At 52.8% G+C, this 17,387-nt stretch carries 14 protein-coding genes; 10 read left to right on the forward strand and 4 right to left on the reverse strand.

Going from position 1 to position 17,387, the window contains the following annotated elements; translation table 11 throughout:
* Nucleotides 1–24: 24 nt before the first annotated feature.
* The 3 genes from AT746_RS01790 to AT746_RS01800 all read right to left on the reverse strand — a co-directional run bounded on the left by AT746_RS01790 (nucleotide 25) and on the right by AT746_RS01800 (nucleotide 5,570).
* A complete protein-coding gene (locus tag AT746_RS01790; RefSeq protein WP_062475630.1) occupies nucleotides 25–3,174 on the reverse strand; it encodes an efflux RND transporter permease subunit in 3,150 nt (1,049 codons plus the stop codon).
* Between the two features lie 9 nt (nucleotides 3,175–3,183).
* The gene (locus tag AT746_RS01795; RefSeq protein ID WP_062483867.1) at nucleotides 3,184–4,353 is read right to left on the reverse strand and encodes an efflux RND transporter periplasmic adaptor subunit; all 1,170 of its coding nucleotides are present in this window, start codon (nucleotides 4,351–4,353) and stop codon (nucleotides 3,184–3,186) included.
* Between the two features lie 548 nt (nucleotides 4,354–4,901).
* Nucleotides 4,902–5,570 (reverse strand): alpha/beta hydrolase, encoded by a 669-nt coding sequence (locus AT746_RS01800; RefSeq protein WP_062475633.1) that lies wholly within the window; start codon nucleotides 5,568–5,570, stop codon nucleotides 4,902–4,904.
* A gap of 151 nt (nucleotides 5,571–5,721) precedes the next feature.
* Here AT746_RS01800 and gmk point away from each other — a divergent pair, with 151 nt between their 5' ends.
* The 6 genes from gmk (at nucleotide 5,722) to AT746_RS01830 (ending at nucleotide 11,050) form a co-directional block, all read left to right on the forward strand.
* Entirely contained in the window at nucleotides 5,722–6,342 is a 621-nt protein-coding gene (gmk, locus tag AT746_RS01805; protein ID WP_062475635.1) for a guanylate kinase, read from the forward strand.
* 382 nt (nucleotides 6,343–6,724) lie between these two features.
* Entirely contained in the window at nucleotides 6,725–7,000 is a 276-nt protein-coding gene (rpoZ, locus tag AT746_RS01810; RefSeq protein WP_062483870.1) for a DNA-directed RNA polymerase subunit omega, read from the forward strand.
* 116 nt (nucleotides 7,001–7,116) lie between these two features.
* On the forward strand, nucleotides 7,117–9,240 hold the full coding sequence (spoT, locus tag AT746_RS01815) for a bifunctional GTP diphosphokinase/guanosine-3',5'-bis pyrophosphate 3'-pyrophosphohydrolase (protein WP_062475638.1): 2,124 nt from the start codon (nucleotides 7,117–7,119) through the stop codon (nucleotides 9,238–9,240).
* A 10-nt stretch (nucleotides 9,241–9,250) separates the two neighbouring features.
* Nucleotides 9,251–9,637 carry a RidA family protein gene (locus AT746_RS01820; RefSeq protein WP_062475641.1) on the forward strand — a complete coding sequence of 129 codons (387 nt, stop codon included), beginning with the start codon at nucleotides 9,251–9,253 and terminating at the stop codon, nucleotides 9,635–9,637.
* A gap of 9 nt (nucleotides 9,638–9,646) precedes the next feature.
* Nucleotides 9,647–10,357: a tRNA (guanosine(18)-2'-O)-methyltransferase TrmH gene (trmH, locus tag AT746_RS01825; RefSeq protein WP_062475645.1), complete on the forward strand. Its 711-nt coding sequence runs from the start codon at nucleotides 9,647–9,649 to the stop codon at nucleotides 10,355–10,357.
* Nucleotides 10,358–10,408: 51 nt separating this feature from the next.
* Complete coding sequence (locus AT746_RS01830; protein ID WP_062475647.1) at nucleotides 10,409–11,050, forward strand: peroxiredoxin-like family protein; 642 nt, start codon at nucleotides 10,409–10,411, stop codon at nucleotides 11,048–11,050.
* A 35-nt stretch (nucleotides 11,051–11,085) separates the two neighbouring features.
* On the opposite strand, the gene AT746_RS01835 is transcribed toward AT746_RS01830, so the two are convergent.
* On the reverse strand, nucleotides 11,086–12,546 hold the full coding sequence (locus tag AT746_RS01835) for a PLP-dependent aminotransferase family protein (protein ID WP_062475650.1): 1,461 nt from the start codon (nucleotides 12,544–12,546) through the stop codon (nucleotides 11,086–11,088).
* Between the two features lie 68 nt (nucleotides 12,547–12,614).
* Here AT746_RS01835 and AT746_RS01840 point away from each other — a divergent pair, with 68 nt between their 5' ends.
* The 4 genes from AT746_RS01840 to AT746_RS01855 all read left to right on the forward strand — a co-directional run bounded on the left by AT746_RS01840 (nucleotide 12,615) and on the right by AT746_RS01855 (nucleotide 17,058).
* Nucleotides 12,615–13,547, forward strand: a complete 933-nt coding sequence (locus tag AT746_RS01840; RefSeq protein ID WP_062475653.1) for a TlpA family protein disulfide reductase — start codon at nucleotides 12,615–12,617, stop codon at nucleotides 13,545–13,547.
* Nucleotides 13,548–13,719: 172 nt separating this feature from the next.
* A complete protein-coding gene (recG, locus tag AT746_RS01845) occupies nucleotides 13,720–15,795 on the forward strand; it encodes an ATP-dependent DNA helicase RecG (RefSeq protein ID WP_062475655.1) in 2,076 nt (691 codons plus the stop codon).
* Nucleotides 15,795–16,568, forward strand: a complete 774-nt coding sequence (locus AT746_RS01850) for a class I SAM-dependent methyltransferase (protein WP_062475658.1) — start codon at nucleotides 15,795–15,797, stop codon at nucleotides 16,566–16,568. Before recG ends, AT746_RS01850 begins: the two co-directional genes overlap by 1 nt.
* Before the next feature lie 13 nt (nucleotides 16,569–16,581).
* The gene (locus AT746_RS01855; RefSeq protein ID WP_062475661.1) at nucleotides 16,582–17,058 is read left to right on the forward strand and encodes a peroxiredoxin; all 477 of its coding nucleotides are present in this window, start codon (nucleotides 16,582–16,584) and stop codon (nucleotides 17,056–17,058) included.
* Nucleotides 17,059–17,387 lie beyond the last annotated feature (329 nt).

A 17,387-nucleotide genomic window follows, 5' to 3' on the forward strand; every position in this document is an offset into this window, starting at 1 on the left:
CTTTGAGGTGTTAAGCGTTACTGATCAGCTATCGGTCTGTGGCTCGCTGCCAATGGCCGGCTGGCTCTTGTTGCCGGTGATTTTGCGCCTGGCCCAGCTAAAGGGTCTGCGCAGATCACCGAGGATCAGGTACAGACAAGGTACCAGAATCAGTGTCACCACTGTGGCGTAAAGTACTGCAAAGCCCAGTGCCACCGCCATAGGAATAACAAATCTGGCCTGCAGGCTGGTCTCAAACATAATTGGCAGTACGCCCACAAAGGTTGTGATGGAGGTCAGGGTAATAGCACGGAATCGGGCACAGCCGGCTTCCACCACCGCATCTTTGATGCGAATTCCCTCTTCCCGGCGCTGATTGATAAAGTCTGTCATCACCAGACTGTCATTGATGACCACCCCGGCCGCTGCGATCAGACCGAAGGTCGACATCATGCTCATATCCAGGCCAAAGAAGAAATGTCCCCAGATGGCGCCGGTCATGGCAAAAGGGATCACCGACATTATGATAATCGGCTGCCCATAGCTTTTCAGCGGCACCGCCAGCAGGATATACACGATGATCATACCGGCAATAAAGAACATCATCTGCTCGTTCTGCTGTGCCTGCTGCTCGGCAATATCGCCGCCCAGCTCGGTCATCACTGAGGGGAACTCAGATTTGAGATCCGGCAACAGTTTCTCTTTGATGTTCTTGACAGCGGCACCGGGTTCGACACTGTCCTGATCGATGGCACCCCATACATACACGCTGCGATAACCTCCTTCACGGCGGATATAACTGATGCCGGGCTGTTCGCTTAAGGTCACCACATCACCAAGCATCACTTCCTGGCCATCAGGGGTCGTAATGACGGTATGCTTAAGTTCGGCGAATCGTTCGCGGGTCAGTCGCGGATAACGCACCATTACCCGCACTTCTTCTGTGCCACGGATAACCCGCTGAGCTTCGGTACCGAAGAAGCTGGCACCTACCTGGTTGGCAATGGTGCTAAGATTCAGACCGAGATCATAGGCCACCGGCAGCAATTGAATTTGCACTTCCTTACTGGCCGGATCGATGGTTGAACTGACATCAAACAGACCTTCCTGCTCCTGTAGCATGGCGATAAAACGCCGGCCTGCTTCATTCAGGGTTTTGAGGTCGGAGCCAAACAACAGGTAACCAAAATCGCCGTCATTGCCGCCGCCATTCACATCGTCCTGTATGGAGAATGATTTCATACCGGGGATTTCAGGAATTTTCTCCCTCCAGCGCCGTGACAACTCAAAGGTATTGTAGGGACGATCTTCCTCCTCAATCAGGGGCACCACGATTCTGGCTTCGGTGCGGCCCTGATTAAAGGCCAGCATATCCCGTACCATGCCAATACCATATTCGGCCTCGGTCTCTTTATCCACATCCAGAATCGCCTGCTCGATGGTCATCAGGGCATCGATGGTAGCCTGATCCGATACCGTTTCATTCATCTCGATGCGAATGCTGGGGAAATCATGAGGCACTTTTGGGGTTGGTACGGTACGCACATGACCTGCGCTGATCAGCCCTACGCTGATGAGCAGAATGGCGACAAAGGTACACAACACCAGCCAGCGCAATTCGGTACAGCGGCTGACAAAGTTCTTATAGGGGCCGTTAACAAAACCGAAAAAGCGCCTGTTGAAGCGTGAGCGCCAACTGGTTTCTTTTACCGGTTTGAAATTGGTATGGGCAATATGCGCCGGCAGGATCAGCTTGGATTCAATCAGACTGAAGACCAGACAAAAGATAACCACCATGGCGATAATATAGAAGAAGGTGCCCTCAGGCCCCGAGCTGAAGGTAAAGGGGGCAAATACAGCAATAGTGGTCAGTACCCCGAAGGTGGCCGGGGTGGCCACCCTTTTGGCGCCGCGCACCGCGCTTTCTACCCCGCCGCCATATTTTTCTATCTCAGTGTAGGAACTCTCGCCAATAACAATGGCGTCATCCACCACTATCCCCAGCACCATAATAAATGCGAACAGTGAGAGGATATTAATGCTGATGCCAAACACAGGCATCATCATGACCGCGCCCAGGAAACACACTGGCAGGCCGACCATCACCCAGAACGCGAGGCGGAAGCGCAGGAAAAGAGTCAGCATCAGCGCTACCAGAATCGAACCCTGGAACAGATTTTTAAGCATCATATCCAGGCGGGCATTGAGGTAGTAGGTCATATCCACCAGCACTTTCATTTCTACACCCGGAGGCAGCGTTTTGTTGCGGTGCTCAATAAAACTTTTCACCGAATCGGCCACCGGAATCATATTCTGGTCTTTGGTTGCCTGTACGGCCATAAAAATCGCGTTAATACCTGAGTATTTGAAGTAGCGTTCGCCCTCGGTAAAACCGTCCTCTATTGTGGCCACATCCTGCAACAATACACGGGCACCGCTTGGGCCGATCTTAATCGGGATCTGGCGGAATTCTTCACCGTTGTAATACTGGTTCTCTACCCTTACGGAGATAATGCCGGAGTCTGTGCGCAACTGCCCGGCCGACATATTCGCTGAATAGCGGCGTATGGCCTGCGACACATCACTTAGGGTCAGATTATATTTGCGCAGCATCTCCGGTTTGATTTCAATGGCAATTTCGTCATCCGGCGCATCCAGATTTACCAGTGAGATATTGCCAAGCTGCAATAGCTCCCGTTCCATCTGCCGGGCCAGAACCTTGAGATCGGTCAGCGGCAGATCGCCCACCACTGCCATTTCAATCACGCTTTGCCTGAACTCGGCCTGGGCGATCGTCACCGGCTCCATATCCGCCGGAAAGGTGGCGATACTGTCGACCCGGGATTTCACCTTGTCCATCACCTCCGCCAGTTCGGCATCGGTTTTGATCTCCAGCGATACCCTGCCCGAATTCCTGAACGCTCTGGAGACGGTTTTCTTGATTTCGGTGACATCTTTGAGGGCTTCTTCGATCTTTATCAGAATGCCTTCTTCGATTTCCTGAGGTGATGCGCCGCGGTAGGTGGCATTGATATTGATATAGTTAATCTCAATATTCGGGAACATCTGCCGCTGGATCGTGAAATAGCTGACAATCCCCATCACAATGATGAAAATCATCAGCAGGTTGGCGGCAACCGGGTTATTGGCGAAAAACGCGATCAGGCCGGTTTGTTTTGGTTCCTGAGCAGTCATGAATACTCCTTATTCGGCTTCAGCGCGCTGGGCGACCAGCTTTGGGTCATCTTCACCTTTGGCCAGCTTGACCTTCATGCCTTTCTGCGGATATTCCGGTACGGTGGTCAGTACTCTGTCACCTTCGCTAAGACCATCGTTGATAAGGAAGTATTTACCTTCTTCGCGCAGCACATCCACTTTCACAGGTTGCAGTTGCATGTCCTTATCTACCAGCCACACGGTGCGGTTGGTAACCAGATCCTGCGGCAGGCGATAAACCTGCTCCAGGGTTTGTCCGGCCAGACTCACTTCCACGTAGCTGCCGAATTTAAATACCGGGCCCTGGCTGTGCAGGCTGTAAGGATCCTGAATACGGGCAACCAGCTGGCTCATCCTGGTACTTTTCTCCACTATGCCAAGATCCCGGTCAATTGTGCCCTGACGGGAATAACTGTTGATGCCGCGGCTGGTTACTGTCACTTCGGTGCCAGCAAGGGGGGTGGGAAGAAAAGCACTGTCAAAACCAGCGATGGGCAGGGTGACTTCGGCGGTTTCAATATTATACAACTCCGCTACCTGGGTTCCCTGACTGACATACTGACCGAGGCCAATATTCCGGTTGATAACCAGTGCGTCATAAGGCGCTTTTACCTGACAGTAGGCCAGATCCCGTTTGGCTAGCTTCAGTTTGGCTTCTGCTGATTTCACTGCCGCCTGGGCGCTCATCAACTGAGGTTTGCGTAAGTACAGATCCGTAACCTGGCTGTCGGCCATAGATTTGGCTTCCTGTGCCGCTACTCTGGCCCGGGCCTGCTCTTCAATAAGTTGGGACTGGGCCTGATTCAGTTCGGCTTCTGCCTGCAACATGTTGGCTTCATAGCGCTGTTTGTCGATGCTGAACAAGGTGGTACCACGGGGCACGACGCCACCGGCAACAAAATCCTCATGCCAGTCCACCACTTCGCCGGACACCTGGGCCGAAAGCTGTGTCATCTCCAGAGGGCGCACTTCACCGAAGCTGGTGATCATCACCTGATAATCTTCTGCGCTGATCTCATCGATACTCACCGTAGGGCGGGTATCCACTTCTTCTTTATCTTCTTTTTGCTGGGCGGTGGCATTGATCAACGACATCCCTGCCACGCCAAGGGCGAGCACCACAATTGGCAGTGCTATCTTTATCCATAATTTGTTCATAATCGCATGCATCTAAGTTTTAAAATTGCAGAGCCTTATCATACCGAAGCTGAGCGGATAAAGCGTTACAGATTTGTAAATATATGTGAGCGGGTAAATATGTAGTTTAGTCGCAAATGGTTAATAATCCGCAGGCCGGAATTTATTCCGACCAACGCATTCTTGTCATCCCGACGAATGTCAGGATCTTTTACCGCCAACGGTACTGATTAAGATAATCTCTTCAGCAGTGTAGCCCGGATGCAGCGAAGCGGAATCCGGGTAAGGCATACTTCTCCCGCAATCCAGCAACCTTTGAATTTATCACTGTCGCATTTCCTCATCGAGAGGAGCCAAAGGTGCTGGACATGTCCGCTTCTCTCCTCGCAGGCTACTCCTGCGGTTTACTTAACAGAATGCCTCTAGATAGATGACAACTGCAATAGGCCATGACGGTCGCAGTTGTCATTCTGAACCATACCCTTGTCTGACAGAGAGCCTGACCTGGATCAGGGTGAAGGGATATGCTCTGCCGAGCTGGATTCAGTCCTGGCCTGTTTCAGAATATTTCAGCTCAGGCGTTTTTGCAGCCATTGTGAGACTTCCTGAATTTCTTCCATACAGACATTGTGTTGCATCGGGTAGTCCCGCCACTGAACCGGGTACTCCAGTGCCTGCAGACGTTCAAAGGCCGCTTTACCCAAGGCACAGGGGATCACTTCATCATACAGGCCGTGGGCAATCAGAATATCGGTATGCTGATTAGCCGGATGACGCTCCTGTTCCAGTAGCTCGGGCTGACTGAGATAGGTGGACAAGGCCAGAATCCCGCCAAGCTTTTGTTCAAAGCGTAAACCCAGTTGGTACGCGATCACACCGCCCTGGGAAAAGCCGGCCAGGATGATACGTTCAGGAGACATGCCCTTTTCGATTTCTTCCTCGATCAACGCCTTAACCATTGCCGCCGAGTCCTTTACCCCTTCGCTGTCGGCACGATTCTCAAAATCCAGCGACTTGATGTCATACCAGGCACGCATCTGCATGCCGTTATTGATGGTTACCGGCCGCACCGGTGCATGGGGAAACACAAAACGTACCGACAGGCTGGAGGGTAGCTTCAACTCAGGCACGATGGGGGCAAAGCCGTTGCCCGAGTCACCGAGCCCATGCAGCCAGACTACCAGTGCGTCGGGCTTATTACCGTGAAGTACTTCCACAAAGGGTAATGCTGAATTCATTAATGATCCTTGTTATTTCAAAATCGCCGATCCCAGGTATCGGATATCGCTATAGGTCTACTGTAAAGACTTCTGAGTGACTGTCCAAGTGCCGGGCGCAAAGTTCTTGTGCTAAGATTGCGTTTTTGCAGTCTGACGAGTTTTTTGCGCTATGGCCACCGGCAATCTGTTTATTCTCGCTGCCCCATCTGGTGCAGGTAAATCCAGTCTTATCAAAGCCTTGCTGGAGCGTAACCAGGACGGCTCCATGCAGGTCTCTGTGTCTCATACTACCCGTAGTCCCAGGCCAGGTGAACAGCAAGCTGTACATTATCATTTTGTGGATGAGTCTGCGTTTAAGCAGATGATTGCCGATGATGCCTTTTTTGAATGGGCTGAAGTATTTGGTAAGTACTACGGTACCTCAAAGCAGGCCATTGCCGATACGCTGGAGCAGGGTAAAGACGTATTCCTGGATATTGACTGGCAGGGGGCGCGGCAGGTCAAGGCACAGATGCCGGATACCGCCACCATTTTTATTGCGCCGCCGTCACGGGACGAACTGTTACGCCGCTTAAAGCACCGCAATACAGATTCGGACGAGGTGATTAGCGAGCGTATGGCCAAAGCCAGGGATGAAATCTCCCATTATCAGGAATTTGATTATGTGGTGGTGAATGACGACTTCGAGCAGGCCCTGAAAGAAATCGAAGCGATAGTATTGTGCCAGCGTCTGGCTCAAACCAAACAGGCCCGCCGCCATCAGAAGCTCTTCGCCGAGCTGTTGAAGTAGCACCTTAGTTTTTCAGTTTTAAAAAGCTATTCACCGCAGAGACGCAAAGATCGCTGAAATCTAAAGGGGCAACGCCCAAACATCGCCGCGTTCTTTGCGGCTCTACGTGATGAGAATATCTACCTCTTTACCCGGATTCCGCTTCGCTGCATCCGGGCTACACTCACAACTGACAGTGGCGTAGCCTGCAAGGAGCGCAGCGGATTGCGGGGAAATAATAAATGCTGCGTGTTAAACCCGGATTTCGCTTTGCTGCATCGCGGGCTACTCTGAAAACTGATGGCTGACAACTGAAAGCTTGCCCCTGCAAAAGCATATTTCTTTTACCGTGGAAAAACTGTACACTATGCGGCCTTTTTCCATATTGCTCACGGAGTTTAAGATGGCCCGCGTAACAGTTGAAGATGCAGTAGATAAGATTGGTAACCGTTTTGATCTGGTACTGGTTGCCGCACGCCGTGCCCGCCAGCTCGCAATCGAAGGGCGTGATGCCAAGGTTGAATGGGAAAATGACAAAGCCACAGTGGTTGCCCTGCGTGAAATTGAACGCGGTCTGGTAACGGCTCAGACCATGGATGCCGATGAAATGCGCACCCAGCAGGAGCAGGAACAGGAAGAGTTTTCTTCTGTAGCCAGTATTCTCTCCGGTCAGGAATAAGTTGTCTGACCCCGGGCCGGTGCCCAACCGGCCTGAAAACCTTTGTCTGGCTATTTCTATTCAGGCCAATTCTTCGTATTCTAAGCCCCTGATGTATTAATTCTGCTGAAGCCCACGTGTATCTGTTTGAAGGCCTGAAACAAAAAGTCAGTGAATATCTGCCCGCAAAGCAGGTTGAAGATATTCAGCGTGCCTTTGTGCTGGCCCGTGACGCCCACGACGGGCAGATGCGCTCAAGCGGTGATCCTTATATTACCCATCCGGTGGCAGTGGCTGGCATCCTCGCCGATATGCATCTGGATTATGAAACCCTGATGTCGGCGCTGCTACATGACACCATCGAAGACACGCCGGTTTCCAAAGAACAGCTTATCGAAGAATTCGGCCAGTCGGTGGCGGACCTGGTGGAAGGGGTCAGCAAGTTGGATAAGATCCAGTTTCGCAGCAAAAGAGAGGCCCAGGCCGAAAATTTCCGCAAGATGATGATGGCCATGACCCAGGATATCCGCGTGATCCTGGTGAAGCTGGCTGACCGCACCCACAATATGCGTACCCTCGGGGCGCTGCGGCCTGACAAGCGCCGCCGCATCGCCCGTGAAACCCTGGAAATCTATGCCCCTATTGCCCACCGGCTGGGTATTCATGACATCAAAAATGAACTGGAAGATCTCGGCTTTCAGGCCATGTACCCGATGCGTTACCGGGCCCTTGGCAGCGCCGTGCGTCAGGCGCGGGGTAACCGCAAAGAAATCATCGAAAATACCCGTCAGGAAATCGAAATTCGTCTTAAAGAGAGCACCATTGACGCCCAGGTGCTGGGTCGCGAGAAACACCTTTACTCCATCTATCGCAAGATGAAGAACAAGGAATTGTTATTTAACGAGGTGATGGATATTTACGCCTTTCGCCTGATCGTGGAGGGGGTAGACAGCTGCTATCGAGCGCTCGGGGCTATGCATGGGTTGTATAAACCCATTGAAGGGCGGTTTAAGGATTATATTGCCATCCCCCGTACTAACGGTTATCAGTCGCTGCACACTTCTCTGGTCGGCCCCCATGGTATTCCGGTGGAGATCCAGATCCGCACCATGGAAATGGAACAAATGGCCGACAAAGGCGTGGCGGCTCACTGGATGTATAAAGAACCGGGCGAAACCCGCGGCACCACAGCGCAGGTCAGGGCCCGTAAATGGATGCAGTCACTGCTCGAACTGCAGCACAGCGCCAGTTCTTCGGTGGAATTTATTGAAAACGTGAAAACCGATCTGTTCCCGGAAGAGATCTATGTGTTTACTCCGGATGGGCGCATTATCGAGCTGCCCATGGGCGCCACGGCCGTGGATTTTGCCTATGCGGTGCATTCAGATATCGGTAATTCCTGTGTCGGGGTCAGGGTCGACCGGCGCAATTATTCACTTAACCGGCCGCTGCAAAATGGCCAGTCGGTGGAGATCATCACCTCGCCCAGAGCCAAACCCAATGCCAGCTGGCTGAACTTTGTGGTCAGCGCCAAGGCCCGTTCTTATATCCGTCAGTATCTGAAGAAACAGCGCTCCGAAGAAGCCATCAATATGGGCAACAGGTTGCTGCGCCATGCCCTGGGTACCACTAAACTGGAAGAGATTGCCGAGGCCGATATCGACAGGGTGGTGCAGGAAACCAAGCACGAGAACTTCTATGCCCTGCTGGCGGATATCGGCCTGGGTAATGAACTCAGCGCCATAGTCGCACGGCGGTTACTGGGTAATCAGGAACCGAAAATCATTGATGATGGCCAGGCCCGGGTCGCCATAAAGGGCACGGAAGGGTTACTGGTCAGCTATGGCCGCTGTTGCCATCCTATCCCCGGAGATACTATTATCGCCATTCTCAGTCCGGGCAAGGGCATGGTGATCCACCAGAACGGTTGCCGTAATATCCGCAAGCTGGCTAAAGAAGAGCCGCACCGGGTGCTGCCGATGAACTGGGAAAGCAAAGTGCAGGGTGAGTTTAAGGCATCGGTGAGGGTTGAACTGATTAACCATCAGGGCACGCTGGCCAAGCTCACCAGTGCCATTGCCACGGCAGATTCTGATATCATCAGTCTGCAGACTGAGGAAAAAGAGAGCAATATTTACTATATAGATTTGGAACTTACGACTACCAATCGCGTACATCTGGCAAACGTTATGCGCAAGATCCGTGCAATGCCGGAGGTACAGAAAGTTTCTCGTCACAGTCAATCGAAACAAAATTCCTGAGGAAAGTGTTATGTCTAAGTCCGTTATTCATACTGACAGGGCTCCTGCCGCTATTGGCCCTTACAGCCAGGCCGTAAAATCCGGCACCACAGTGTATTTGTCCGGCCAGATCCCGCTGGTCCCCGAGAGCATGGAAATGGTCTCAGAGGATTTTACCGAGCAGGCCAGGCAGGTATTTGAAAATGTTAAAGCCGTGTGTGAAGCCGCCGGTGGCAGCCCTAATGATCTGACCAAGGTTAATATCTTCTTAACCGATCTGAGCAACTTTGCTGCGGTCAATGAGATGATGAAGCAGTACTTTAAGCAGCCTTACCCGGCCCGTGCCGCTATCGGTGTCAGAGAACTGCCCAAAGGCGCGCAGATAGAGATCGACGGCATTATGGAGCTGCCTGAATAAGTCCCGGCCATGACGCCCGAGCGTTACCGTCGTATCCGCCAGATGCTGGCTCTGCGCCAGCCGGATCTGGCAGTATGCCTGGAAAAAGTGCATAAACCGCACAATCTTGCAGCGATTATGCGTAACTGTGACGCCGTAGGTGCACACAATCTGCATGTGATCTGGAATACCAAGCATCAGATCCGCAGCGGCACCTCGGTAGGCAGTCAGAACTGGCTGAAGCTGCATACCCATGCCGATACCTCCGGGGCTATCGACAGCTTCAACAGCCAGAAGATGCAGATTCTGGTGACTCACCTGTCGGATAAATCGGTGGATTTTCGCGATATCGATTACTGCCGCCCCACCGTCATTCTGTTCGGCCAGGAAAAATACGGTGCCACCGAGCAGGCGCTGGCTGCGGCTCATCAGCATATCGTGATCCCGATGCAGGGCATGGTGCAATCGCTGAATGTATCGGTGGCCGGTGCCCTGGTCTTGTATGAAGCCCAGCGTCAACGCCAGCAGGCCGGTTTATATGATCGGCCGAGACTGGATGAAAAAGAGTGCCAGCGCATTCTGTTTGAAGGGGGCTACCCCAGGCTGAAGACCTTATGTCGCATCAAAGGGCTGGAATACCCGCAGATCGACGAAGAGGGTCAAATCAGTGCCCCACAGAGCTGGTGGCAGCGAATGCGCGAATATCAGGGCGATAAAAGCGAAAAGGTGAAAGTTATCTGAGTCTGTGCGGGTCAATAGAGGGCGAACCTACTTTCCCATCATGGAGCTATTATGTTTATACGTTCTGCTTTATTTGCCTTTATTCTTGCCAGTACTCTGATCAGTCAGCCCTTGTTGGCCCTCGATCGTACCGAAGTGGCCAGCAGCGCCGAACAGGTCACGCCGCTGATGAACGGCCAGATCATCCCCGATGTCAGCGTGAAGCGGCCTGACGGCAGCGACGTCAATCTGCGCGAGCTGGTCAAAGATAAGCCCGCTGTGATCCTGTTCTACCGGGGCGGCTGGTGCCCCTACTGTAATGCGCAGTTAGCAGATTTTCGTGCAGTGGAGCAGAAAATCAGCGAACTTGGCTACCAGATCCTGACTATTTCAACGGACTCTGTCGCGCGCTTACAGTCGCAGAAATTCGATACTGACTATAAGGCTCAGGTGCTCTCAGACCATGATCTCAACGCCACCCGTGGTTTTGGGATCGGTTTTTTCCTGGATGTAGACACCGCCAAAAAATATCGCGGCGCCATGGGGGATGTATTTGCCAGCCTGCCCGGCGACGATCGCATCGTATTACCGGCACCGGCAGTGTATATCGCCGATCAGAGCGGCCTGATCCATTTCCAGTATGTGAACCCGGATTACAAGGTACGTGTTGATCCCGAGTTGGTGTATCATGCTGCCAGGCTGGCAGTGAAATAGAGCAGGGGCAGAACTGAAACGACTCAGGGACGGGATTAATCAGCCATGCACTCGGCCAGTAGCCGGATGCCCGGCTCGATATCCTGTTTTTCGATGCATCCGTAGCCCAGTACAATAGCGTTAAAACCACTGCTCTGGGGGCTAAGTTCATTCAGGGTAAAAAAGTTCAGGCCACGGGCCAGCGCTCTTTGTTTTAGCTTCTGTACATCAACGTGCTGGTCGAACAATACGGTCAGATGCAGGCCAGCATAAGTTTCAGGTACAGTAATTCGAGCAGGAAAAAAATGACTCAGTGCCTGGCGCAATATTCTGTCACGCTCTGCATACCGCTTACGCATACGGGTAACGTGTCGGAATAAACACCCCTGTTCGATAAAGTCCGCCAGTGCCTCCTGCACCATCACCGGGCTGTGCCAGTCCGAAGCATTTCTGGCTGCTACCAGCGACGTTCTGGCCCACTCAGGGCAGAGTACATAACCGATACGCACGTCGGGAAACATGTTTTTAGAAAACGTGCCCAGATAAAAAACTCTTTGTGATAGATCTTGTGTCTTCAGAGCATCAATGGGCCGCTCACCCAGTCTGAAATCGCAATCGTAATCGTCTTCCAGAATCAGCATATCTTCGGCTTCGGCACGACGAAGTAGTGCTTTTCTGCGCGCCCGGCTCAACGCCACACCCAATGGAAACTGATGGGATGGAGTGACGCAGACTAAGTCTACATCTGCCGGAATAGCGTCCACCTGCATGCCATTTTCATCTACTTCCACTTCCACCACAATCGCCCCGGCGGCTTCGAACGCCTGACGGGTTTTAAAGTAGCCAGGATGTTCAATGGCCACGCGGGTTTGTCCCGGACGAACGAACAGCCGTATCAGCAGTTCAACGGCCTGAGCAACACCATTGGTCACGACAAGATCCTCTGCCTCACAAGCCAGTGCACGGCTAAACGAGAGGTGACGGCTAATACTCTGGCGCAAAGACGCCTGACCCTGCGGATCCGGAATCGACTCTGTCAGTACCCGCTGCATTTTATGCACCGCACGGTGCAGGTGACGGCGCCATTCGGCGAAAGGGAAGTCACTGATATCGGCTTTTCCCACGGAAAAATCAAACTCTGTGCGAGCTTGTTGAGCATGGCCGGGAAAGGGCTGACGCTCCCGCCAGTATGGATGAAGGTGTTTCTTCAGAGACAGTCTGTTGGTTGCCTCAGTCTTCAGCTCTACGGGCCTGGCAGCAACAAATGTGCCGCTACCACGTCTGGAATCGAGGTAGCCAAGACTGCGCAGCGCTTCATAGGCGGCCAGTACAGTATTGCGTGATACACCGATTCGCGTTGCCAGAGTGCGGGTCGGTGGCAATCTGAACTCGGGTTGCAAACGTCCCTGGTCAATGGCCTGTTTAAGTTGTTCGGATAGGGTTTCAACCAGGGAGCCCGCATCGCTTCCCCGAAGGTTAAGGTCAACTTCAAAAATTGGATCCGTCAATTTAGTCATGGTTGGTACTACTTCTGTCCCGGTAAAGTGCACATACTCCCGGTCAGGTTAATCTTAAGGAAAACAACATGAAAGCTAAACTCTGGTTATTACTGCTGTGTGGTCTGGTATTCGTTGGTATTGCACTGTATCCCAGGTGTGCCGAAGCAAACTCAGACCATTTGCAACAAGTGGTTCATGATCTCAACGGTAAGGCATTGGTGCTGTCAGCGCTGACGGACAACAAGCCTGTGTATCTTAAGCTTTGGGCGACCTGGTGCAAACCCTGTATGCAACAAATGCCTCATTTTCAGAATGTTCAGCAGAAGTTCGGCGACGATATAGACGTAATCGCCGTCAATATCGACCTGAACGACAGTGATGAAAAGATTCAGCAGGTGCGAGAGCAATTTGACCTGACTATGCCGGTTGTAAAGGACTCACTGGGCGAGGTGGCCAGAGATTTTCAGATGCGTGGTACACCGTATCATCTGATTTTCGACCGTGCCGGTAAGCTGGTACATCAGGGCCATGAAGCGAATGAATCACTGGATAATAAACTGTCTTTACTGGCAGATGGTGAGCTGGATCTGAATGCCCTCTCACTGCCAACGCAGCCGCTTAGCGAACCAAAGCAACCACCAAGGCCACTGGAATTACTGTATTTTACTGCCACCTGGTGTGACTGGTATCTCGAAGAACGACGCCCCGATATGTCGCAGAATTGTATCGAACAGCAAAAACAAGCCAATGCACTCAGTCAGTTATATCCGGATCTGGCCATCACTGGTGTTTTATCTCATCTCTGGACCAATGAAGAGGCACTGGATAAATATAAGCGTCGTCATCAGGTTACCTTTAAACTGACTATAGATGAGGCCGGAAGCCATTTTTTCCGACATAAAATAAAGCGTTTTCCCACGTATCTGATGTTAGTTGATGGTAAGCCTGCGCTGCGCAGCCAGAACGCCGAAGATATAAGACGCTTTATGCAGCAACAACAAAGCAGTGCCGGACACTAACACGCCGGCTAAGGTTTGATTGGCTAGACGCTGCGGACAGTACCTGGTCCGCTTTTTTTGCTGTCACATACCATGCTGTTGTATGCCGGCAAGATGCTCCCATGATTACAAGGTACGTGTTGATCCCGAGTTGGTGTATCATGCTGCCAAACTGGCTTTAAAATAATCATGGATGCAGTCACTCTCTTATCTGAAGCTGACGGAACTTAAAGGTGTAGGCAGCAAAGTTGCCGAAAAGCTGCAAAAACTGGGGCTGGTGACGGTGCAGGATCTGCTCTTTCATCTGCCCCTGCGCTATGAAGATCGCACCCGTATCTATCCTATTGCCGATCTGGTGCCGCACATTCACGCCAGTATTCAGGGCGAAGTGATGTCATCGGACATTCAGTTTGGTCGTAAACGCATGTTGATCGTGCGGGTGTCTGATGGCACCGGCAGCATCAGCCTGCGTTTTTTTCATTTCAGTGCCGCCCAGAAAAATGCCCTGCAGGCGGGGCTGAGTATCCGCTGTTTCGGTGAAGTGCGCCGTGGCAAATATGGTCTGGAAATGATGCATCCGGAATACCGCCTGCAACAGGCAGATGCCCCCGCGCCCACCGAAGAAGCCTATACGCCGGTTTACCCCACCACTGAAGGCTTAAAGCAGATCAGTCTGCGCAATCTCACTGAACAGGCCCTGAAGCTGCTGGATAAAGGTGGGCTGGCAGAATTACTACCCGAAGGACTGTACGACAGCCAAATCAGCCTTAAACAGGCGCTGAAGACGGTACATCGTCCGCAGGCCACAGAGAGCCTGGCGATACTCGAAAACGGCGAACATCCGGCACAGCAGCGTTTAATCCTCGAAGAATTGCTGGCCCATCATTTAAGCGTACTTAAGGTGCGTAAAAACAGTGACAGTCAGCACAGCATGGCGCTGACGCCGGATCCGGCGCTGATAAAACGTTTTCTGGACTCTTTACCCTTTGCACCCACCGGCGCGCAGCAGCGGGTCAGTGATGACATTGCCCGGGATCTGGCTAAAGCGAGGCCGATGATGCGCCTGGTACAGGGAGATGTGGGTTCTGGTAAAACACTGGTTGCGGCCCTGGCCGCCCTGACAGCCATCGGTGCCGGTTATCAGGTGGCCATGATGGCACCCACTGAACTTTTAGCCGAGCAACACGCGAATAATTTCAGGCAGTGGCTGGAGCCGCTGAATATCGAACTGGGCTGGCTGGCCGGTAAACTTAAAGGTAAAGCCAGAGAGGCCTTGTTGGAACGTCTGGCCGCCGGCGACATTCAGATGCTGGTGGGTACTCATGCAATTTTCCAGCAAAGTGTGAATTTTCAGCATCTGGCGCTGGTGATCATCGACGAGCAACATCGCTTTGGTGTGCATCAGCGCCTTGCCCTGCGGGAAAAAGGCCAGCAGCAGGGGCTGTTTCCCCATCAGCTGATTATGACCGCTACGCCTATTCCCCGCACCCTGGCGATGACCGCCTACGCGGATCTGGACACCTCAGTGATTGACGAACTGCCACCGGGGCGCACACCGGTAAAAACCGTTGCCATCCCCGATAATCGCCGCGATGAGGTGGTGGCCCGGGTGCATGAGGCCTGCAAACAGCAGGGGCGGCAGGTGTACTGGGTATGTACCTTAATAGAGGAGTCCGAGGTGCTGGAATGTCAGGCCGCCGAGGATACCGCCCAGGCGCTGGCCATGGCGCTGCCTGATCTGCGGGTGGGGCTGGTACACGGGCGCTTAAAAGCAGCCGAAAAACAGCAGGTGATGCAGGCCTTCAGTGAAGGCAATCTGGATCTGCTGGTGGCCACCACGGTGATTGAAGTGGGCGTGGATGTGCCCAATGCGAGCCTGATGATCATTGAAAACCCGGAACGCCTGGGTCTGGCACAACTGCATCAGTTACGGGGCAGGGTCGGGCGAGGCTCGGTGGAAAGCCACTGTGTACTGATGTATCAGTCGCCATTATCGAAAACCGCCACCCAGCGCTTGTCGGTGTTAAGACAGAGTAATGACGGCTTTTTAATCGCCCAGCGGGATCTGGAGATCCGCGGCCCCGGCGAATTACTCGGTACCCGGCAAACCGGACTGGCCGAACTCAAAATTGCCGATCTGGTGCGTGATGCCCACCTTATCCCTCAGGTACAACAGCTTGCTGAACGGCTCTGGCGTGAACATCCTGATAAAGCCCAGGCGCTGATCAATCGCTGGCTGGCCCACCGCGAAAATTATGGTCACGCCTGATGACAGTGATCCCGGTCATGGCCGCCAGCGGCGAATTTCAGACTCAGGCGCAGGATGTCGCGCAAAAGTGGCGTTTACCGCTGGCCCGGGCTGATCTTAATAGCGGTCTGGTGCTGTGGCTGGATGACAAGGGACTGGCGCTGAAAACGCTGGATGATGCCAAAATGGGGGCCGTACAGGTGGATTTTGCTGCAAGCTCCATAAGCTGGCGTCGTCAGCACGGCGGCGGTAAAAATGAAGCCATCGCCAAAGCGGTGGGCATCAAGGGCAGTTACCGGCCCGCGGTGCTGGATGCCACTGCCGGCCTTGGCCGGGACGCCTTTATTCTTGCCAGTCTCGGTTGCCATCTGACCCTGCTCGAGCGCTCCAATGTGGTCTCTGCACTGCTTGAAGACGGTTTGCAACGGGCAACAAAAGATCAGGAACTTGGCCGCTGGCTGCCACAGAATATGCAACTGTTAAGCGAGGGTGCGGTATCTGTGATGACACACTGGCAGGGAGAAAAGCCCGATGTGGTCTATCTGGATCCGATGTTTCCCCACAGAAAAAAATCGGCACTGGTAAAAAAAGAAATGCGCCTTTTTCAGCAGTTGCTTGGCCCCGATGAAGACGCCGACAGCCTGCTGCCGCCCGCTTTACAGCTGGCGCAAAAGCGCGTGGTGGTAAAACGGCCTGCCGGGGCCCCTTGGCTTGATGAGAAAAAGCCCCATATAGAAATGACGGGCCGGGCCAACCGTTTTGATGTTTATCTTATTCATGGCTCAAAAACCTAAAAAGGAGTCTTCAATGATTCAGCCAGGACAATCTCTCCCCGATATGAAGTTTTCCCTGCGTGAAAATGGCGAGGGCAAAGAAGTAAGCACCGCAGATCTGTTCGCCGGTAAGAAAGTGGTACTTTTTGCGGTTCCGGGCCCTTTTACGCCGACCTGTTCCGAGGCCCATGTGCCGGGTTATGTGGCACTGGCCGACAAGCTCAAAGAGAAAGGTGCCGACAGCATTATCTGTACCGCTGTCAGTGATGCTTTTGTGATGGAAGCCTGGAGTAAAGACCAGAATGCCAGTGAGCTTTTAATGCTGGCCGATGGCGATGCCAGTTTTGCCAAAGCACTGGGCATGGATATGGATACCGGTACCTTCGGTGGCATCCGTTCCAAGCGTTATTCGATGTTGGTAGTGGATGGCAAAGTGGAAAAGGTTAACCTCGAAGAACCCGGCAAGTTTGAGGTGAGTGACGCCCAGACCATGCTGGAACAGCTTTCTTAAATATTAAAGCAAGCGTTCTATCCTGCCTTTCTCAAAGGTCGCTGGATGCCCTATAACAGCACTCGGGCATGACCGAACGTCGTTCCCGCGTGTTGTTGGCGGGAACCCAGTGCCCTTTTGTTTACCACGAAAAACACTAAATGCTCGAAAAGAGAATTTATCGCTGAGTCGCGAAAGGCAGAGGGCACGGAAGGAGAAGTAAAGGGCATTAACCCCTTAATATCTCTGTGTCCTCTGTCTATGGGCCGGCAAATTCCCTGCGTCTTGGCGCCTCTGCGTGATCATTAGCTTTTTTTTTGATCTCGCAGAGACGCGGAGGACGCAGAGAA

This window comes from Lacimicrobium alkaliphilum, assembly GCF_001466725.1.
Lineage (GTDB): Bacteria > Pseudomonadota > Gammaproteobacteria > Enterobacterales > Alteromonadaceae > Lacimicrobium > Lacimicrobium alkaliphilum_B.

What these genes read in the sequence shown, in the direction of transcription:
- AT746_RS01790 (WP_062475630.1), bottom strand. Translation starts at nt 3,174, where the DNA reads ATGACTGCTCAGGAACCAAAACAAACCGGCCTGATCGCGTTTTTCGCC.
- AT746_RS01795 (WP_062483867.1), bottom strand. Translation starts at nt 4,353, where the DNA reads ATGAACAAATTATGGATAAAGATAGCACTGCCAATTGTGGTGCTCGCC.
- AT746_RS01800 (WP_062475633.1), bottom strand. Translation starts at nt 5,570, where the DNA reads ATGAATTCAGCATTACCCTTTGTGGAAGTACTTCACGGTAATAAGCCC.
- gmk (WP_062475635.1), top strand. Translation starts at nt 5,722, where the DNA reads ATGGCCACCGGCAATCTGTTTATTCTCGCTGCCCCATCTGGTGCAGGT.
- rpoZ (WP_062483870.1), top strand. Translation starts at nt 6,725, where the DNA reads ATGGCCCGCGTAACAGTTGAAGATGCAGTAGATAAGATTGGTAACCGT.
- AT746_RS01820 (WP_062475641.1), top strand. Translation starts at nt 9,251, where the DNA reads ATGTCTAAGTCCGTTATTCATACTGACAGGGCTCCTGCCGCTATTGGC.
- trmH (WP_062475645.1), top strand. Translation starts at nt 9,647, where the DNA reads ATGACGCCCGAGCGTTACCGTCGTATCCGCCAGATGCTGGCTCTGCGC.
- AT746_RS01830 (WP_062475647.1), top strand. Translation starts at nt 10,409, where the DNA reads ATGTTTATACGTTCTGCTTTATTTGCCTTTATTCTTGCCAGTACTCTG.
- AT746_RS01835 (WP_062475650.1), bottom strand. Translation starts at nt 12,546, where the DNA reads ATGACTAAATTGACGGATCCAATTTTTGAAGTTGACCTTAACCTTCGG.
- AT746_RS01840 (WP_062475653.1), top strand. Translation starts at nt 12,615, where the DNA reads ATGAAAGCTAAACTCTGGTTATTACTGCTGTGTGGTCTGGTATTCGTT.
- recG (WP_062475655.1), top strand. Translation starts at nt 13,720, where the DNA reads ATGCAGTCACTCTCTTATCTGAAGCTGACGGAACTTAAAGGTGTAGGC.
- AT746_RS01850 (WP_062475658.1), top strand. Translation starts at nt 15,795, where the DNA reads ATGACAGTGATCCCGGTCATGGCCGCCAGCGGCGAATTTCAGACTCAG.
- AT746_RS01855 (WP_062475661.1), top strand. Translation starts at nt 16,582, where the DNA reads ATGATTCAGCCAGGACAATCTCTCCCCGATATGAAGTTTTCCCTGCGT.